The 16,300-nt window shown below is 58.9% G+C and carries 18 protein-coding genes; 17 read left to right on the plus strand and 1 reads right to left on the minus strand.

Features of this window, described 5'->3' with window-relative positions; translation table 11 throughout:
* Nucleotides 1-36 precede the first annotated feature (36 nt).
* On the minus strand, nucleotides 37-1,563 hold the full coding sequence (dnaA, locus tag CAG18_RS19755; protein ID WP_015268407.1) for a chromosomal replication initiator protein DnaA: 1,527 nt from the start codon (nucleotides 1,561-1,563) through the stop codon (nucleotides 37-39).
* A gap of 168 nt (nucleotides 1,564-1,731) precedes the next feature.
* On the opposite strand from dnaA, the gene CAG18_RS26760 reads away from it, so the two are divergent.
* From CAG18_RS26760 to atpG, 17 genes are all read left to right on the plus strand, one after another.
* Nucleotides 1,732-2,073: a hypothetical protein gene (locus CAG18_RS26760; RefSeq protein ID WP_143492673.1), complete on the plus strand. Its 342-nt coding sequence runs from the start codon at nucleotides 1,732-1,734 to the stop codon at nucleotides 2,071-2,073.
* An 85-nt stretch (nucleotides 2,074-2,158) separates the two neighbouring features.
* Nucleotides 2,159-2,293 (plus strand): 50S ribosomal protein L34, encoded by a 135-nt coding sequence (gene rpmH / locus CAG18_RS19760; protein ID WP_003253163.1) that lies wholly within the window; start codon nucleotides 2,159-2,161, stop codon nucleotides 2,291-2,293.
* A gap of 13 nt (nucleotides 2,294-2,306) precedes the next feature.
* Nucleotides 2,307-2,711 carry a ribonuclease P protein component gene (gene rnpA, locus CAG18_RS19765; protein ID WP_003260020.1) on the plus strand — a complete coding sequence of 135 codons (405 nt, stop codon included), beginning with the start codon at nucleotides 2,307-2,309 and terminating at the stop codon, nucleotides 2,709-2,711.
* Nucleotides 2,704-2,949 carry a membrane protein insertion efficiency factor YidD gene (gene yidD / locus CAG18_RS19770; RefSeq protein ID WP_015268406.1) on the plus strand — a complete coding sequence of 82 codons (246 nt, stop codon included), beginning with the start codon at nucleotides 2,704-2,706 and terminating at the stop codon, nucleotides 2,947-2,949. The genes rnpA and yidD overlap by 8 nt, the downstream gene beginning before the upstream one ends.
* Nucleotides 2,950-2,951: 2 nt before the next feature.
* Nucleotides 2,952-4,634, plus strand: coding sequence for a membrane protein insertase YidC (gene yidC, locus CAG18_RS19775; protein WP_015268405.1), 1,683 nt, complete (start codon nucleotides 2,952-2,954; stop codon nucleotides 4,632-4,634).
* Nucleotides 4,635-4,721: 87 nt separating this feature from the next.
* Nucleotides 4,722-6,092, plus strand: a complete 1,371-nt coding sequence (gene mnmE, locus CAG18_RS19780) for a tRNA uridine-5-carboxymethylaminomethyl(34) synthesis GTPase MnmE (RefSeq protein ID WP_015268404.1) — start codon at nucleotides 4,722-4,724, stop codon at nucleotides 6,090-6,092.
* Between the two features lie 570 nt (nucleotides 6,093-6,662).
* The gene (gene mnmG / locus CAG18_RS19785) at nucleotides 6,663-8,555 is read left to right on the plus strand and encodes a tRNA uridine-5-carboxymethylaminomethyl(34) synthesis enzyme MnmG (RefSeq protein ID WP_015268403.1); all 1,893 of its coding nucleotides are present in this window, start codon (nucleotides 6,663-6,665) and stop codon (nucleotides 8,553-8,555) included.
* The gene (gene rsmG / locus CAG18_RS19790; RefSeq protein ID WP_015268402.1) at nucleotides 8,552-9,202 is read left to right on the plus strand and encodes a 16S rRNA (guanine(527)-N(7))-methyltransferase RsmG; all 651 of its coding nucleotides are present in this window, start codon (nucleotides 8,552-8,554) and stop codon (nucleotides 9,200-9,202) included. Before mnmG ends, rsmG begins: the two co-directional genes overlap by 4 nt.
* Nucleotides 9,203-9,220: 18 nt before the next feature.
* Nucleotides 9,221-10,012, plus strand: a complete 792-nt coding sequence (locus tag CAG18_RS19795; RefSeq protein WP_085721406.1) for a ParA family protein — start codon at nucleotides 9,221-9,223, stop codon at nucleotides 10,010-10,012.
* Nucleotides 10,013-10,021: 9 nt separating this feature from the next.
* Nucleotides 10,022-10,894 carry a ParB/RepB/Spo0J family partition protein gene (locus CAG18_RS19800; RefSeq protein ID WP_003260029.1) on the plus strand — a complete coding sequence of 291 codons (873 nt, stop codon included), beginning with the start codon at nucleotides 10,022-10,024 and terminating at the stop codon, nucleotides 10,892-10,894.
* A 149-nt stretch (nucleotides 10,895-11,043) separates the two neighbouring features.
* Nucleotides 11,044-11,451, plus strand: a complete 408-nt coding sequence (locus CAG18_RS19805; RefSeq protein ID WP_008092225.1) for a F0F1 ATP synthase subunit I — start codon at nucleotides 11,044-11,046, stop codon at nucleotides 11,449-11,451.
* A 16-nt stretch (nucleotides 11,452-11,467) separates the two neighbouring features.
* A complete protein-coding gene (gene atpB, locus CAG18_RS19810) occupies nucleotides 11,468-12,337 on the plus strand; it encodes a F0F1 ATP synthase subunit A (protein WP_003260030.1) in 870 nt (289 codons plus the stop codon).
* Between the two features lie 144 nt (nucleotides 12,338-12,481).
* Nucleotides 12,482-12,739 carry a F0F1 ATP synthase subunit C gene (atpE, locus tag CAG18_RS19815; RefSeq protein ID WP_003097235.1) on the plus strand — a complete coding sequence of 86 codons (258 nt, stop codon included), beginning with the start codon at nucleotides 12,482-12,484 and terminating at the stop codon, nucleotides 12,737-12,739.
* Nucleotides 12,740-12,795: 56 nt separating this feature from the next.
* Nucleotides 12,796-13,266 carry a F0F1 ATP synthase subunit B gene (locus tag CAG18_RS19820; protein ID WP_003260032.1) on the plus strand — a complete coding sequence of 157 codons (471 nt, stop codon included), beginning with the start codon at nucleotides 12,796-12,798 and terminating at the stop codon, nucleotides 13,264-13,266.
* Nucleotides 13,267-13,278: 12 nt separating this feature from the next.
* Entirely contained in the window at nucleotides 13,279-13,815 is a 537-nt protein-coding gene (locus CAG18_RS19825) for a F0F1 ATP synthase subunit delta (protein WP_003260034.1), read from the plus strand.
* 21 nt (nucleotides 13,816-13,836) lie between these two features.
* Nucleotides 13,837-15,381 (plus strand): F0F1 ATP synthase subunit alpha, encoded by a 1,545-nt coding sequence (atpA, locus tag CAG18_RS19830; protein ID WP_013974906.1) that lies wholly within the window; start codon nucleotides 13,837-13,839, stop codon nucleotides 15,379-15,381.
* A gap of 48 nt (nucleotides 15,382-15,429) precedes the next feature.
* Nucleotides 15,430-16,290 (plus strand): F0F1 ATP synthase subunit gamma, encoded by an 861-nt coding sequence (gene atpG, locus CAG18_RS19835; protein WP_013974905.1) that lies wholly within the window; start codon nucleotides 15,430-15,432, stop codon nucleotides 16,288-16,290.
* Nucleotides 16,291-16,300 lie beyond the last annotated feature (10 nt).

Here is a 16,300-nt window from a genome sequence, read left to right on the forward strand (position 1 = left end):
TAGTCCCTTGCCTTCAATTAGCTGCGCAGACGGCCATCAGGTCGTCAGCGTCCGCAGCAGGTTCTTGTAGTCCTCGCGGATGTCCGCGTCGGATTCCTTCAGTTCGTTGATCTTGCGGCAGGCGTGCAGCACGGTCGTATGGTCGCGACCACCGAACATGTCGCCGATTTCCGGCAGACTGTGGTTGGTCAGTTCCTTGGACAGGGCCATGGCCACCTGGCGTGGACGCGCCACGGAACGCGAACGACGCTTGGACAACAGATCGGAGATCTTGATCTTGTAGTACTCGGCGACGGTACGCTGAATGTTATCCACACTGACCAGCTTGTCCTGGAGCGCCAGCAGGTCCTTGAGCGACTCACGAATCAGTTCGATGGTGATGTCGCGGCCCATGAAGTGCGAGTGAGCGATCACCCGCTTCAATGCGCCTTCCAGTTCACGGACGTTGGAACGGATGCGCTGGGCAATGAAGAAGGCCGCGTCATGCGGCAGTTCGACCTTGGCCTGGTCGGCCTTCTTCATCAGGATCGCCACGCGGGTTTCCAGCTCTGGTGGCTCGACGGCCACCGTCAGGCCCCAACCAAAGCGCGACTTCAGACGCTCTTCCAGGCCTTCGATCTCCTTGGGGTAGCGGTCAGAGGTAAGGATTACCTGCTGGCCACCCTCGAGCAGGGCGTTGAAGGTGTGGAAAAACTCTTCCTGCGAGCGCTCTTTACGGGCAAAGAACTGGATATCGTCGATCAGCAACGCATCCACCGAGCGGTAGAAACGCTTGAATTCGTTGATGGCGTTGAGCTGCAGCGCCTTGACCATGTCCGCGACGAAGCGCTCCGAATGCAGGTACACGACCTTGGCGTTCGGGTTCTTCTTCAGCAGGTGGTTACCCACAGCATGCATGAGGTGGGTTTTACCCAGGCCCACACCACCATAAAGGAAGAGCGGGTTGTAACCATGCTTAGGGTTGTCTGCCACCTGCCAGGCAGCCGCGCGCGCCAGCTGGTTCGACTTACCTTCGACGAAGGTGTCGAAGGTGAAGGTGCGGTTCAGGTAACTGGTGTGTTTGAGCGCACCTTCAACCTGCACGGTACGCTGTTCGGTCCGGGCACTGCCAGACGACGCAGAAGCCGGTTCGGCCATGGCATCGAAGCTGTCACGCGAGGATGGCTCGGCCAGTTCATCGACCAGCACAGGCTCGGCCGCCGCGACGGCGACGGGTTCGACCGCTGCCGGCACTGCCTTCTGTGTCTGGCTCTGGGCCAGCGAGGCGGCCACCGCAGCACTTACTGGCGCGTTGGGTGCGGCACGTGGCGCGGAGCTGCGACGGCTGCCGATCAACAAGGAAAGGGCAGGCGCAATGCCGCTGCCGTTTTCGCCCAACAGCTCGAGCAAACGACCCAGGTACTTTTCATTGACCCAATCGAGAACGAAACGGTTAGGCGCATAGACGCGCAACTCGTCGCCTTCGGCTTCGACCTGTAGCGGACGGATCCAGGTGTTGAATTGCTGGGCAGGCAGTTCATCGCGCAGAAGCTCCACGCACTGCTGCCAAAGTTCCACTGACACGGATATCCCCTGAGTTTGAAAGCCGGATGAGGCAAAAACAAACCGCCATTGTACCGGTCGAGCGTCCAGTTATCCACATGTGGACACGTTAGGAACCATGACAAAACAGCCATTTATCGACCAAAACGGCTTCCTCACACTGTGAATAAGCCCTGTGGATAAGCAGCCATGAGCGCTATGCACAACTCTGAGGTCAGGTCTGTTGATAACTCCGCTGTGGATAAGCGGCGATTTAATCCACAGCTTTTGACCACGAAGAAAACAAGCGCAGCACCGGTTGAGAACACAGTTGTAAAACTCTATACAGCCCGGATTTTCTGGCCTCAAGCAGGTTATCCACAGAAGGTTATCCACTTAAGATTTATAGATTCTTCAGAAAAGCTTTTTATATGTCTCTTCTTTTTTTTCATGTTGTCCCCAATTCGTGTGTCCGATCAAGCACCCTTGAGGGATGGACAAGCACGCACCGTCCATCACGTGCTCTATATGGAAAGACTGGTTGGAAATTGACCTACGGGCTTGCTTTCTCTAGAATCGCCGGTCTCTTAAAAAGGGGGCCATCCCGGCCCGTCGTCGACAAACCAGGTAACACGCCATGAAACGTACTTTCCAACCAAGCACCATCAAGCGCGCGCGCACCCACGGCTTCCGTGCCCGTATGGCTACCAAGAACGGCCGCGCTGTTCTGTCGCGTCGTCGTGCCAAAGGCCGTAAGCGTCTGGCCATTTGATTTTTCGGCACAGGTGGTGAGTCAGGACTTCAGTCGGGAAAAGCGACTGCTTACACCCCGACATTTCAAAGCGGTCTTCGACTCCCCAACCGGCAAGGTTCCAGGGAAAAACCTGCTGATCCTTGCTCGCGAGAACGGCCTCGATCACCCACGCCTTGGCCTGGTGATCGGCAAGAAGAGCGTCAAGCTCGCCGTTCAACGCAACCGCCTCAAGCGCTTGATGCGCGATTCCTTTCGCCTGAACCAGCAATTGCTTGCCGGGTTGGACATTGTGATCGTCGCGCGCAAGGGATTGGGTGAGATAGAAAACCCGGAATTGCACCAACACTTTGGCAAACTCTGGAAACGCCTGGCGCGCAGCCGGCCCAGTCCAGCAGTAACCGCCAATTCCGTAGGGGTAGACAGCCAAGATGCGTAAACTGGCGCTCGTTCCGATCCAGTTTTACCGTTACGCCATTAGTCCTCTGATGGCCAATCACTGTCGTTTCTTCCCCAGTTGCTCCTGTTACGCTTATGAAGCCATCGAAAACCACGGCCTCTGGCGTGGTGGGTGGCTAGCCGTTCGTCGCCTGGGGCGTTGTCATCCGTGGAACGACGGCGGTTTCGATCCCGTTCCTCCCGCTCCTTCCTCCCGAACTTCTTCGATAGCCGAGTAATCATGGATATTAAACGCACGATCCTGATCGTCGCCCTGGCAATCGTGTCCTACGTCATGGTCCTCAAGTGGAACCAGGACTACGGCCAGGCTGCCCTGCCGACTCAGAATACTGCTGCCAGCACCGTTGCCCCGGGTTTGCCGGATGGCGTACCGGCCGGTAACGCCGGCGCCAGCGCCGATGTGCCAAGCGCCAACGCCGAAACCAGCGCAGCCGAACTGGCACCGGTTGCGGTCAGCAAGGACCTGATCCGGGTCAAGACCGATGTCCTGGAGCTGGCTATCGATCCGGTCGGTGGTGACATCGTCCAGCTGAACCTGCCGCAGTACCCACGTCGCCAGGACCACCCGGAAATTCCGTTCCAGCTGTTCGACAACGGTGGCGAACGTGTCTACCTGGCACAAAGCGGCCTGACCGGCGTAAACGGTCCGGATGCCCGCCCTGCCGGTCGCCCTCTGTACGCTACCGACAAGAAGGGTTACCAGCTGGCCGATGGCCAGGAACAACTGGTGGTCGACCTGAAGTTCAGTGACAACGGCGTCAACTACATCAAGCGCTTCAGCTTCAAGCGCGGCGAGTACGACCTGACCGTCAGCTATCTGATCGACAACCAGAGCGGTCAGGCCTGGAGCGGCAACATGTTTGCCCAGCTCAAGCGTGACGCCAGCTCCGATCCGTCGTCGAGTACTGCCACCGGCACCGCCACCTACCTGGGCGCTGCCCTGTGGACTGCTTCCGAGCCTTACAAAAAGGTCTCGATGAAGGACATCGACAAAGGTAGTTTGAAAGAAAATGTGTCCGGCGGCTGGGTTGCCTGGCTGCAGCACTACTTCGTGACCGCCTGGATTCCGGCCAAGTCGGACAACAACGTTGTCCAGACCCGCAAGGACAGCCAGGGCAACTACATCATCGGCTACACCGGCCCGGCCATCAGCGTGCCTGCTGGCGGCAAGGTCGAAACCAGCGCCATGCTGTACGCCGGCCCGAAAATCCAGTCCAAGCTGAAAGAGTTGTCCCCAGGCCTGGAACTGACCGTCGACTATGGCTTCCTGTGGTTCATCGCCCAGCCGATCTTCTGGCTGCTGCAACATATCCACAGCCTGCTGGGTAACTGGGGCTGGTCGATCATCGTGCTGACCATGCTGATCAAAGGCCTGTTCTTCCCGCTGTCGGCTGCCAGCTACCGTTCGATGGCGCGCATGCGTGCCGTTGCGCCGAAGCTCGCTGCACTGAAGGAACGCTTCGGTGACGATCGCCAGAAGATGTCCCAGGCGATGATGGAGCTGTACAAGAAAGAGAAGATCAACCCGCTGGGCGGCTGCTTGCCGATCCTGGTGCAGATGCCAGTGTTCCTGGCCCTGTACTGGGTACTGCTGGAAAGCGTGGAAATGCGCCAGGCTCCATGGATGCTGTGGATTACCGACCTGTCGATCAAGGATCCGTTCTTCATCCTGCCGATCATCATGGGCGCCACCATGTTCATCCAGCAGCGCCTGAACCCGACGCCGCCGGATCCGATGCAGGCCAAGGTGATGAAAATGATGCCGATCATCTTCACCTTCTTCTTCCTGTGGTTCCCGGCTGGTCTGGTGCTGTACTGGGTTGTGAACAACTGCCTGTCGATCGCACAGCAGTGGTACATCACCCGCAGCATCGAAGCAGCCACCAAAAAAGCTGCTGCTTGACAGGCTACTGCGCTAGCCTGTGAATAAAAACGCCCCCTAGTGGGGCGTTTTTGCTATCTGTCGTTTTTGTCGTAGAGGCTTTCCAGCATGAACACTGTGCGTGAAACTATCGCCGCCATCGCTACCGCCCAGGGCCGCGGCGGTGTGGGTATTGTCAGGTTGTCCGGCCCTCTGGCTGCCAAGGCCGGCCAGTTGATCACCGGCCGTACGCTTACCCCGCGCCACGCCCATTACGGCCCGTTCCGCGACGAGGAAGGCCTGGTGCTGGACGAAGGGATCGCGCTGTTCTTCCCCGGGCCGAATTCGTTCACCGGCGAGGACGTGCTGGAACTGCAGGGCCACGGTGGCCCGGTGGTGCTGGATATGCTGCTGCAGCGCTGTGTACAGGTTGGTTGCCGGCTGGCTCGCCCGGGTGAGTTCAGCGAGCGTGCATTCCTCAACGACAAGCTCGACCTGGCCCAGGCCGAAGCCATTGCCGACCTGATCGAAGCCAGTTCCAGCCAAGCTGCGCGCAATGCCCTGCGTTCGCTACAGGGGGAGTTCTCCAAGCGCGTGCACTTCCTGACCGATGCGTTGATTGCGCTGCGCATCTACGTCGAGGCGGCGATCGACTTCCCTGAAGAGGAAATCGACTTCCTCGCCGACGGCCATGTGCTGGCCATGCTCGATACCGTGCGGGGCGAGTTGTCCAAAGTACAGCGTGAAGCCGGGCAGGGGGCTTTGCTGCGTGACGGCATGACTGTGGTCATCGCCGGTAGGCCGAATGCTGGCAAGTCGAGCCTGCTGAACCAGCTGGCCGGGCGGGAAGCGGCCATCGTGACTGATATTGCCGGCACCACGCGGGACATCCTGCGCGAACATATCCACATCGACGGCATGCCGCTACACGTGGTCGATACTGCCGGTTTGCGCGACACCGATGACCATGTGGAAAAGATTGGCGTAGAACGTGCGCTGAAGGCCATTGGCGAGGCAGATCGGGTGTTGTTGGTGGTGGACTCCACCGCGCCCGAGGCCAGCGACCCGTTCGCCCTGTGGCCAGAATTTCTCGACCAGCGGCCAGACCCGGCCAAGGTGACGCTGATTCGGAACAAGGCTGATCTTAGTGGTGAGCGGGTAGCGCTGGAACAGTGCGATGACGGCCATGTAACGATCACCCTCAGTGCCAAAGGGGACGATGCAGGGCTGCAGTTGCTGCGTGACCACCTGAAGGCCTGCATGGGTTATGAACAGACGGCCGAGAGTGGCTTCAGCGCTCGCCGGCGCCATCTGGATGCCCTGCGCCAGGCCAGTGAGCACCTGGAACATGGCCGTGCACAACTGACCCTGGCTGGCGCGGGTGAGCTGTTGGCGGAAGACCTTCGGCAGGCGCAGCAGGCCCTGGGTGAGATTACCGGGGCATTCAGCTCTGATGACCTGCTGGGGCGGATTTTCTCCAGCTTCTGCATCGGTAAGTAATCCACAGCCGGGTAACACCAAGAGCCGCTCCTTCGGGAGCGGCTTTTTTTTTCCTCAAATTTCGCAGCTCTCACGGAAATCGCGCCACACCTGAAGACTCTGCAGATTCCTGTGGGAGCGGGTTCACCCGCGAAGAGGCCGGTGCAGGTTCACATTCTTTTCATTCACCTACCCCAATCTGCTCTCAGGAGCCCTGTGGAAAACTCGCCTTCAGCCCCGTTGATAAGCAGGCTTTTTTTCTGAGGACAAACGTGCTTGTGGGTAAACAGCCATTTAATCCACAGGCTAAATCGTGTTATCCATAACCCTCATGGTACTCCAGCCACAGGGTTTAATTTTGCTCTACACAGCATGGATAAAGGCCTGCATAAGCTTATCCACAGAAAGGCTTGTGCATAAGAATAAACATAAAAACAAAGCTTTTTTAAATTTCTCCTCTTTGATTTCTGTTGGCTGCCACTCATCCACAGACTGGTCAAAATTTGCTCAGACGGTTTCTTTAAAGGGTGTGAAGTCCCTATACTTGTCCGCTTACCTTCTCTATTCGCAAAAACAGGCACGAGGTGCGTGGTGGATTTCCCTTCCCGTTTTGAAGTGATCGTCATCGGCGGCGGCCATGCCGGTACCGAGGCTGCGCTTGCGTCTGCACGTATGGGTGTGAAAACCCTGCTGCTGACCCATAACGTGGAAACCCTCGGTCACATGAGCTGCAACCCCGCCATTGGCGGTATTGGCAAAAGCCATCTGGTCAAAGAGATCGATGCCCTCGGCGGCGCCATGGCGCTGGCCACCGACAAGAGCGGCATCCAGTTCCGCGTTCTGAACAACCGCAAGGGCCCGGCTGTACGCGCTACCCGTGCACAGGCCGACCGCGCCATCTACAAGGCAGTGGTGCGTGAAATCCTGGAAAACCAGCCGAACCTGTGGATATTCCAGCAGTCCTGCGACGACCTGATCGTCGAGCAGGACCAGGTCAAAGGCGTGGTGACCCAGATGGGCCTGCGTTTCTTCGCCGAATCGGTGGTACTGACCACCGGTACTTTCCTCGGCGGGCTTATTCACATTGGTTTGCAAAACCATTCCGGTGGTCGCGCCGGCGATCCGCCTTCGATCGCCTTGGCCCACCGCATGCGTGAACTGCCGCTGCGCGTCGGCCGCCTGAAAACCGGTACCCCGCCCCGCATCGACGGCCGTTCGGTGGACTTCTCGGTGATGACCGAGCAGCCAGGCGATACGCCGATTCCGGTTATGTCGTTCATGGGCAATGCCCAGATGCACCCGCGCCAAGTGAGCTGTTGGATCACCCACACCAATGCGCGCACCCACGAGATCATCGCCTCGAACCTCGACCGTTCGCCGATGTACTCGGGTGTCATCGAAGGTGTCGGCCCGCGCTACTGCCCGTCGATCGAAGACAAGATCCACCGCTTCGCCGACAAGGAAAGCCACCAGGTGTTCATCGAGCCGGAAGGCCTGACCACCCATGAGCTGTACCCCAACGGTATTTCCACTTCGCTGCCGTTCGACGTGCAGCTGGAGCTGGTGCGGTCGATCCGTGGCATGGAGAACGCCCACATCGTGCGCCCGGGCTATGCCATCGAATACGACTACTTCGACCCGCGTGACCTCAAGTACAGCCTCGAGACCAAAGTCATCGGCGGCCTGTTCTTCGCCGGCCAGATCAACGGCACCACCGGTTACGAAGAAGCCGGCGCCCAAGGTTTGCTGGCCGGGACCAACGCGGCCCTGCGGGCGCAGGGCCGAGACAGCTGGTGCCCGCGCCGCGACGAGGCATACATCGGCGTACTGGTCGACGACCTGATTACCCTGGGTACCCAGGAGCCGTACCGCATGTTCACTTCGCGTGCCGAGTACCGCCTGATCCTGCGCGAAGACAACGCCGACCTGCGGCTGACCGAAAAGGGCCGTGAACTCGGCCTGATCGACGACCAGCGTTGGGCCGCCTTCTGCGCCAAGCGCGACGGCATCGAACGCGAGGAGCAGCGCCTGAAGTCGACCTGGGTACGCCCGAACACCGAGCAAGGCCAGGCGATTGTGGATAAGTTCGGTACCCCGCTCAGCCACGAGTACAGCCTGCTCAACCTGCTGGCGCGCCCGGAAATCGACTACGCCGGCCTGATCGAGGCAACCGGCGGCGAAGCGATCGATCCACAGGTCGCCGAGCAGGTCGAAATTCGCACCAAGTACGCCGGCTACATCGACCGCCAGCAGGATGAAATCGCACGTCTGCGCGCCAGCGAAGACACCCGCCTGCCTGTGGATATCGATTACTCGACGATTTCCGGCCTGTCCAAGGAAATCCAGGGCAAGCTGGGCCAGACCCGTCCGGAAACCCTGGGTCAGGCTTCGCGTATCCCGGGCGTGACCCCGGCGGCGATTTCCCTGTTGCTGATTCACTTGAAAAAACGCGGCGCTGGCCGCGAATTGGAGCAAAGCGCTTGAGTTCCCTGGTCACCCCGCAACACGCTGAAGAGTTGTCCACAGGTGCGCGTCAGCTCGGTGTCGAGCTGAGCGCCGAGCATCACGAGATGCTGCTCGGCTACCTGGCCCTGTTGATCAAATGGAACAAAGCCTACAACCTCACCGCCGTGCGTGACCCCAACGAGATGGTGTCGCGTCACCTGCTCGACAGCCTCAGTGTCATGCCGTTTATCCACAGCGAGCGTGATAATTGGCTGGATGTCGGCAGTGGCGGTGGCATGCCCGGTATCCCGTTGGCTATCCTGCATCCACACAAGCGCGTGACGGTGCTGGACGCCAATGGCAAGAAGACCCGCTTCCTGACCCAGGTGAAAATGGAGCTCAAGTTGGACAACCTCACGGTTATCCACAGCCGGGTCGAAGCCTTCCAGCCGGCACAACCTTTCAGCGGAATCATCTCTCGCGCCTTCAGCAGCATGGAGAACTTCACCAACTGGACCCGCCACCTGGGCGACACCGGGACGCAATGGCTTGCAATGAAGGGGCTGCATCCTGCCGATGAACTGGTAGCATTGCCCGCAGACTTCACAGTGGAAAGCGAGCAGGCCCTGACCGTTCCAGGTTGCCAGGGCCAGCGCCATCTGCTGATACTGCGCCGCAAGGCATGACTGGGAACACACGCAACAATGGCTAAGGTATTCGCAATCGCGAACCAGAAAGGTGGTGTGGGCAAGACCACCACCTGTATCAATCTCGCTGCCTCGCTGTCCGCGACCAAGCGTCGTGTGCTGCTGATCGACCTCGATCCGCAGGGCAACGCCACCATGGGCAGCGGTGTGGACAAGCACGAGCTCGAGCACTCGGTCTACGACCTGTTGATCGGGGAATGCGACCTGGCCCAGGCCATGCATTACTCCGAGCACGGTGGTTTCCAGTTGCTGCCGGCCAACCGTGACCTGACAGCCGCCGAAGTGGTGCTGCTGGAAATGCAGGTCAAGGAGAGCCGCCTGCGCAACGCCTTGGCGCCTATCCGCGAGAACTACGACTACATCCTCATCGATTGCCCTCCGTCGCTGTCGATGCTGACGCTCAACGCACTGGTCGCTTCAGATGGCGTGATCATCCCGATGCAGTGCGAGTATTACGCACTGGAAGGTCTCAGCGACCTTGTGGATAACATCAAGCGCATCGCCGCCCGGTTGAACCCGGAGCTGAAGATCGAGGGCCTGCTGCGGACCATGTACGATCCGCGCCTGAGCCTGAACAACGATGTCTCGGCGCAGCTGAAGGAGCACTTTGGCCCGCAGCTGTACGACACGGTCATTCCGCGCAACATTCGCCTGGCCGAGGCCCCGAGCTTCGGCATGCCGGCCCTGGCCTACGACAAGCAATCGCGAGGCGCGCTGGCTTATCTGGCCCTGGCTGGGGAACTGGTACGCCGTCAACGCCGTCAATCACGCACTGCACAAACAACTTAAGGAATCCGTATGGCCGTCAAGAAACGGGGTCTCGGACGTGGGTTGGATGCACTGCTCAGTGGTCCTTCCGTCAGCGCGCTCGAAGAGCAGGCTGTGAAGATCGACCAGAAAGAACTGCAACACCTGCCGGTCGAGCTGATCCAGCGTGGCAAATACCAGCCGCGTCGGGACATGGACCCGGAGGCGCTGGAAGAGCTCGCGCACTCGATTCGCAACCATGGCGTGATGCAACCGATCGTGGTGCGCCCGATCGATGGCAACCGCTACGAGATCATCGCCGGTGAGCGCCGCTGGCGCGCCACCCAGCAGGCTGGCCTGGACAAGATCCCGGCGATGGTCCGCGAAGTGCCCGACGAAGCCGCCATCGCCATGGCGCTGATCGAGAACATCCAGCGTGAAGACCTTAACCCGCTGGAAGAGGCGCTGGCCCTGCAGCGCCTGCAGCAGGAGTTCGAACTCACCCAGCAACAGGTGGCCGATGCCGTAGGCAAGTCGCGGGTAACCGTGGCCAACCTGCTGCGCCTGATCACCCTGCCTGACGCGATCAAGACCATGCTTGCCCATGGCGACCTGGAGATGGGCCACGCCCGAGCATTGCTCGGCCTGGAAGAACACCGGCAGGAGGAGGGGGCGCGTCATGTTGTCGCACGTGGCCTCACCGTGCGCCAAACCGAGGCACTGGTTCGCCAGTGGCTCAGTGACAAACCTGATCCGGTCGAACCGAGCAAACCTGATCCGGATATCGCACGCCTTGAACAGCGGCTCGCAGAGCGCCTGGGCTCGGCCGTGCAGATACGCCATGGCAACAAGGGCAAAGGCCAATTGGTTATTCGCTACAACTCGCTTGACGAGTTGCAAGGCGTGCTTGCTCACATCCGCTGAAACAATTCCCGTTGTAGCGCGCAGTCGGAAATCACTACCGAATAGTTGAATAGGGGTTAATCCACCCCTATACTCTGCGCGCATTTTGTCGGCACAAATTATGCCAAGTCATAACTGACTTGCTGGTCGACTTCCGAGGAGCAGTTGTGATGGAAATCCGCACGCCAAACCGCCTGCCTTTCCATCGCTGGGCGGTTTTCCCGGTACTGCTGGCTCAATTCGTCGTACTGCTGCTGGCAACGTTGGTGTTGTGGCAGTGGAAAGGGGCGGTCAGTGGATATTCAGGCCTTTGCGGAGGTTTGATTGCCTGGCTACCCAATGTGTATTTCGCCTGGAAGGCTTTTCGCTTCAGTGGGGCCCGGGCGGCACAAGCCATCGTCAAGTCGTTCTACGCTGGCGAGGCAGGCAAGATGATTTTGACGGCAGTGCTTTTTGCACTGACCTTCGCAGGAGTGAAGCCACTGGCGCCGCTAGCAGTATTCGGCGTCTTCGTGTTGACCCTTTTGGTCAGCTGGTTCGCGCCCCTGCTGATGAATAAAAGACTTTCGAGACCTTAGGGCGTTTGAGGCAACCATGGCAGCAGAAACCGCTTCGGGCTATATCCAGCACCACTTGCAGAACCTGACCTACGGTCAACTACCAGACGGCAGCTGGGGCTTCGCCCATTCGGCTGCAGAAGCCAAGGCAATGGGCTTCTGGGCGTTCCACCTGGACACCCTGGGTTGGTCCGTCGCGCTGGGTCTGATCTTCCTGTTCATCTTCCGCATGGCGGCCAAGAAGGCGACTTCCGGCCAACCTGGCGGCCTGCAGAACTTCGTAGAAGTGATGGTGGACTTCGTCAACGGCAGCGTGAAGGACTCCTTCCACGGCCGTAGCCCAGTAATCGCTCCGCTGGCGCTGACCATTTTCGTCTGGGTATTCCTGATGAACGCCGTCGACCTGGTACCGGTCGACTGGATTCCTCAGCTGGCCATCCTGATCTCCGGTGACCCGCACATTCCGTTCCGCGCCGTGTCGACCACCGACCCGAACGCGACCCTGGCCATGGCCTTCTGCGTGTTCGCCCTGATCATCTTCTACAGCATCAAGGTCAAGGGCCTGGGCGGCTTCATCGGTGAGTTGACCCTGCACCCGTTCGGCAGCAAGAACATCTTCGTTCAGATCCTGCTGATTCCGGTCAACTTCCTGCTGGAATTCGTCACCCTGATCGCCAAGCCGATCTCGCTGGCACTGCGTCTGTTCGGCAACATGTACGCCGGCGAACTGGTGTTCATCCTGATCGCTGTAATGTTCGGCTCCGGCCTGCTGTGGCTCAGCGGCCTGGGTGTGGTGCTGCAATGGGCGTGGGCTGTGTTCCACATCCTGATCATCACCCTGCAAGCTTTCATCTTCATGATGCTGACCATCGTCTACCTGTCGATGGCTCACGAAGATAACCATTAAGACCGCCTGGCGTGTCTGATAGCCTTCCCCGCCTGTTCGGGGGGAGGGCTTAAAAAGTCCGCAAGGGCATGCTGTACCAAACGATTTGTTTTACCGCTTCAAACTAAAAACCTAACCAATACGACGTAAAAGTCGGGAGGAAAGATGGAAACTGTAGTTGGTCTGACCGCTATCGCTGTTGCTCTGCTGATCGGCCTGGGTGCTCTGGGTACCGCCATTGGTTTCGGCCTGCTGGGCGGCAAGTTCCTGGAAGGCGCTGCTCGTCAACCAGAAATGGTTCCGATGCTGCAGGTTAAAATGTTCATCGTTGCCGGTCTGCTCGACGCCGTAACCATGATCGGTGTTGGTATCGCTCTGTTCTTCACCTTCGCGAATCCGTTCGTTGGTCAGATCGCCGGCTAATCACTCGTCACCACGAGTTGATGGCTGTATGAATTAAGACCGAGCGAGGTGTTGGCGTGAACATTAATGCAACCCTGATTGGCCAATCCGTTGCTTTTCTGATTTTTGTACTCTTCTGCATGAAGTATGTGTGGCCTCCGGTCATCACTGCCCTGCAAGAGCGCCAAAAGAAGATTGCCGACGGCTTGGACGCTGCCAACCGCGCAGCTCGCGACCTGGAGCTGGCCCAAGAGAAAGCGGGTCAGCAACTGCGCGAAGCTAAAGCACAGGCAGCCGAAATCATCGAGCAAAGCAAGAAACGCGCTGCTCAGCTTGTCGAGGAAGCCCGTGATCAGGCCCGCGTCGAAGCTGACCGTGTGAAGGCTCAGGCTCTGGCCGAGATCGAACAGGAACTGAACAGCGCTAAAGACGCCCTGCGCGCCCAAGTGGGTGCCCTGGCCGTTGGTGGTGCTGAAAAGATCCTTGGCGCCACAATCGATCAAAACGCGCATGCGGAGCTGGTTAACAAACTGGCCGCTGAAATTTAAGCGAGGGCGATCATGGCAGAACTGACCACGTTGGCCCGACCTTACGCTAAGGCTGCCTTTGAGCATGCCCAGGCCCATCAGCAACTGGCCAATTGGTCAGCCATGCTCGGCCTGGCTGCTGCGGTGTCGCAAGACGACACCATGCAGCGCCTGCTCAAGGCCCCGCGACTGACGAGCGCAGAAAAGGCCGCCACGTTCATTGACGTGTGCGGTGACAAGTTCAATGCACAGGCACGGAATTTCATTCATGTTGCCGCGGAAAACGACCGTCTCCTGCTTCTGCCGGAGATTGCCGCCCTGTTCGACCTGTACAAGGCCGAGCAAGAGAAATCCGTGGACGTGGAAGTCACCAGTGCCTTCGCGTTGAACCAAGAACAGCAAGACAAACTCGCCAAGGTTCTCAGTGCACGGTTAGGCCAGGAAGTGCGCCTGCACGCGTCGGAGGATGCCAGCCTGATTGGCGGCGTCGTCATCCGCGCCGGTGACCTGGTAATCGATGGCTCTGTTCGCGGCAAAATCGCGAAACTGGCCGAAGCATTGAAATCTTGAGTTTGAAGGGGCAGCAGAGCAATGCAGCAACTCAATCCTTCCGAAATTAGTGAAATCATCAAGGGCCGCATCGACAACCTCGATGTGAGCTCCCAAGCCCGTAACGAAGGTACCGTTGTTTCGGTATCCGACGGTATCGTGCGGATCCACGGTCTGGCCGACGTCATGTACGGCGAAATGATCGAGTTCCCTGGCAGCGTATTCGGCATGGCCCTGAACCTGGAGCAAGACTCCGTAGGTGCAGTGATCCTGGGTGCCTATGACACCCTCGCCGAAGGCATGAGCGCCAAGTGTACCGGTCGCATCCTGGAAGTTCCGGTCGGCAAAGGCCTGCTGGGCCGCGTCGTCGACGCTCTGGGTAACCCGATCGATGGCAAAGGTCCTCTGACCACCACCGAAACCGACGCGGTCGAAAAGGTCGCTCCAGGCGTGATCTGGCGTAAGTCGGTAGACCAGCCTGTACAGACTGGCTACAAGTCCGTCGACGCCATGATCCCTGTCGGCCGTGGCCAGCGCGAGCTGATCATCGGTGACCGTCAGATCGGCAAGACCGCCATGGCCATCGACGCCATCATCAACCAGAAAGACTCCGGTATTTTCTGTGTTTATGTTGCTGTCGGCCAGAAGCGTTCCACCGTTGCCAACATCGTTCGCAAGCTGGAAGAAGCCGGCGCCCTGGCCAACACCATCGTGGTCGTTGCCAGTGCTTCGGAATCCGCCGCACTGCAGTTCCTGGCGCCATACGCCGGCTGCACCATGGGCGAGTTCTTCCGTGACCGCGGTGAAGACGCCCTGATCGTTTACGATGACCTGTCCAAGCAGGCCGTTGCCTACCGTCAGATCTCCCTGCTGCTGCGTCGTCCACCAGGACGTGAAGCGTACCCAGGTGACGTGTTCTATCTCCACTCCCGTCTGCTGGAGCGTGCATCGCGCGTTTCGGAAGAGTATGTCGAGAAGTTCACCAACGGCGCAGTCACTGGCAAGACCGGTTCCCTGACCGCCCTGCCGATCATCGAAACCCAGGCTGGCGACGTTTCCGCGTTCGTTCCGACCAACGTGATTTCCATCACCGACGGTCAGATCTTCCTGGAATCGGCCATGTTCAACTCGGGCATCCGCCCAGCAGTGAACGCCGGTGTTTCGGTATCCCGCGTAGGTGGTGCCGCTCAGACCAAGATCATCAAGAAGCTGTCCGGTGGTATCCGTACCGCTCTGGCTCAGTACCGTGAACTGGCTGCATTCGCCCAGTTCGCTTCCGATCTGGACGAAGCGACCCGCAAGCAGCTGGAGCATGGTCAGCGCGTTACCGAGCTGATGAAGCAGAAGCAGTACGCGCCGATGTCCATCGCGGACATGGCTCTGTCGCTGTACGCCGCTGAGCGTGGCTTCCTGACTGACGTAGAAGTCTCCAAGATCGGTAGCTTCGAGCAAGCACTGATCGCCTTCTTCAACCGTGATCACGCTGAACTGATGGCGAAGATCAACGTGAAGGGTGACTTCAACGACGAAATCGACGCAGGCCTGAAAGCCGGTATCGAGAAGTTCAAGGCCACCCAGACCTGGTAAGCCGCAGCGGGGGCTCAGGCCCCCGCTTGCTAACCTGATAGGTGATACATGGCAGGCGCAAAAGAGATTCGCAGTAAGATTGCGAGCATCAAAAGCACGCAAAAAATTACCAGCGCCATGGAGAAAGTGGCGGTCAGCAAGATGCGCAAGGCACAAATGCGCATGGCTGCTAGCCGTCCTTACGCGGAGCGTATCCGCCAGGTGATCGGTCATCTGGCCAACGCCAACCCGGAATACCGCCACCCGTTCATGATCGAGCGCCCTGTAAAGCGCGCCGGTTATATCGTGGTGAGCAGTGACCGTGGTCTGTGCGGTGGCTTGAACACCAACCTGTTCAAGGCCCTGGTCAAGGACATGAACGAAAACCGCGAACAGGGCGTGGAAATCGACCTGTGCGTGATCGGCAGCAAGGGTGCGACTTTCTTCCGCATCTTTGGCGGCAACGTCGTAGCCGCGATCAGCCACTTGGGCGAAGAGCCATCGATCAACGATCTGATCGGCTCCGTCAAAGTGATGCTGGACGCCTACCTGGACGGCCGTATCGATCGCCTCTCGGTGGTTTCGAACAAGTTCATCAACACCATGACCCAGAAGCCAACGGTCGAGCAATTGGTACCGTTGGTGGCAACCCCGGATCAGGATCTCAAGCATCACTGGGACTACCTGTACGAACCCGACGCAAAAGAGCTGCTGGACGGCTTGATGGTGCGTTACGTGGAGTCGCAGGTGTACCAGGCGGTGGTCGAGAACAACGCTGCTGAACAAGCGGCCCGGATGATCGCCATGAAGAACGCCACAGACAACGCCGGTGATTTGATCAAAGAGCTTCAGTTGATCTACAACAAGGCGCGTCAGGCTGCGATCACCCAGGAGATCTCGGAAATCGTCGGCGGCGCTGCCGCGGTTTAACGGTTCAAAT

Source organism: Pseudomonas sp. B22(2017) (assembly GCF_002113105.1).
GTDB lineage: Bacteria > Pseudomonadota > Gammaproteobacteria > Pseudomonadales > Pseudomonadaceae > Aquipseudomonas > Aquipseudomonas asiatica.

Bases quoted from the DNA above. Each gene is read 5' to 3' on its own strand.
- CAG18_RS26760 (WP_143492673.1), top strand. From the start codon at position 1,732: ATGAGCGCTATGCACAACTCTGAGGTCAGGTCTGTTGATAACTCCGCT.
- rpmH (WP_003253163.1), top strand. From the start codon at position 2,159: ATGAAACGTACTTTCCAACCAAGCACCATCAAGCGCGCGCGCACCCAC.
- yidD (WP_015268406.1), top strand. From the start codon at position 2,704: ATGCGTAAACTGGCGCTCGTTCCGATCCAGTTTTACCGTTACGCCATT.
- yidC (WP_015268405.1), top strand. From the start codon at position 2,952: ATGGATATTAAACGCACGATCCTGATCGTCGCCCTGGCAATCGTGTCC.
- mnmE (WP_015268404.1), top strand. From the start codon at position 4,722: ATGAACACTGTGCGTGAAACTATCGCCGCCATCGCTACCGCCCAGGGC.
- CAG18_RS19795 (WP_085721406.1), top strand. From the start codon at position 9,221: ATGGCTAAGGTATTCGCAATCGCGAACCAGAAAGGTGGTGTGGGCAAG.
- CAG18_RS19800 (WP_003260029.1), top strand. From the start codon at position 10,022: ATGGCCGTCAAGAAACGGGGTCTCGGACGTGGGTTGGATGCACTGCTC.
- CAG18_RS19805 (WP_008092225.1), top strand. From the start codon at position 11,044: ATGGAAATCCGCACGCCAAACCGCCTGCCTTTCCATCGCTGGGCGGTT.
- atpB (WP_003260030.1), top strand. From the start codon at position 11,468: ATGGCAGCAGAAACCGCTTCGGGCTATATCCAGCACCACTTGCAGAAC.
- atpE (WP_003097235.1), top strand. From the start codon at position 12,482: ATGGAAACTGTAGTTGGTCTGACCGCTATCGCTGTTGCTCTGCTGATC.
- CAG18_RS19825 (WP_003260034.1), top strand. From the start codon at position 13,279: ATGGCAGAACTGACCACGTTGGCCCGACCTTACGCTAAGGCTGCCTTT.
- atpA (WP_013974906.1), top strand. From the start codon at position 13,837: ATGCAGCAACTCAATCCTTCCGAAATTAGTGAAATCATCAAGGGCCGC.
- atpG (WP_013974905.1), top strand. From the start codon at position 15,430: ATGGCAGGCGCAAAAGAGATTCGCAGTAAGATTGCGAGCATCAAAAGC.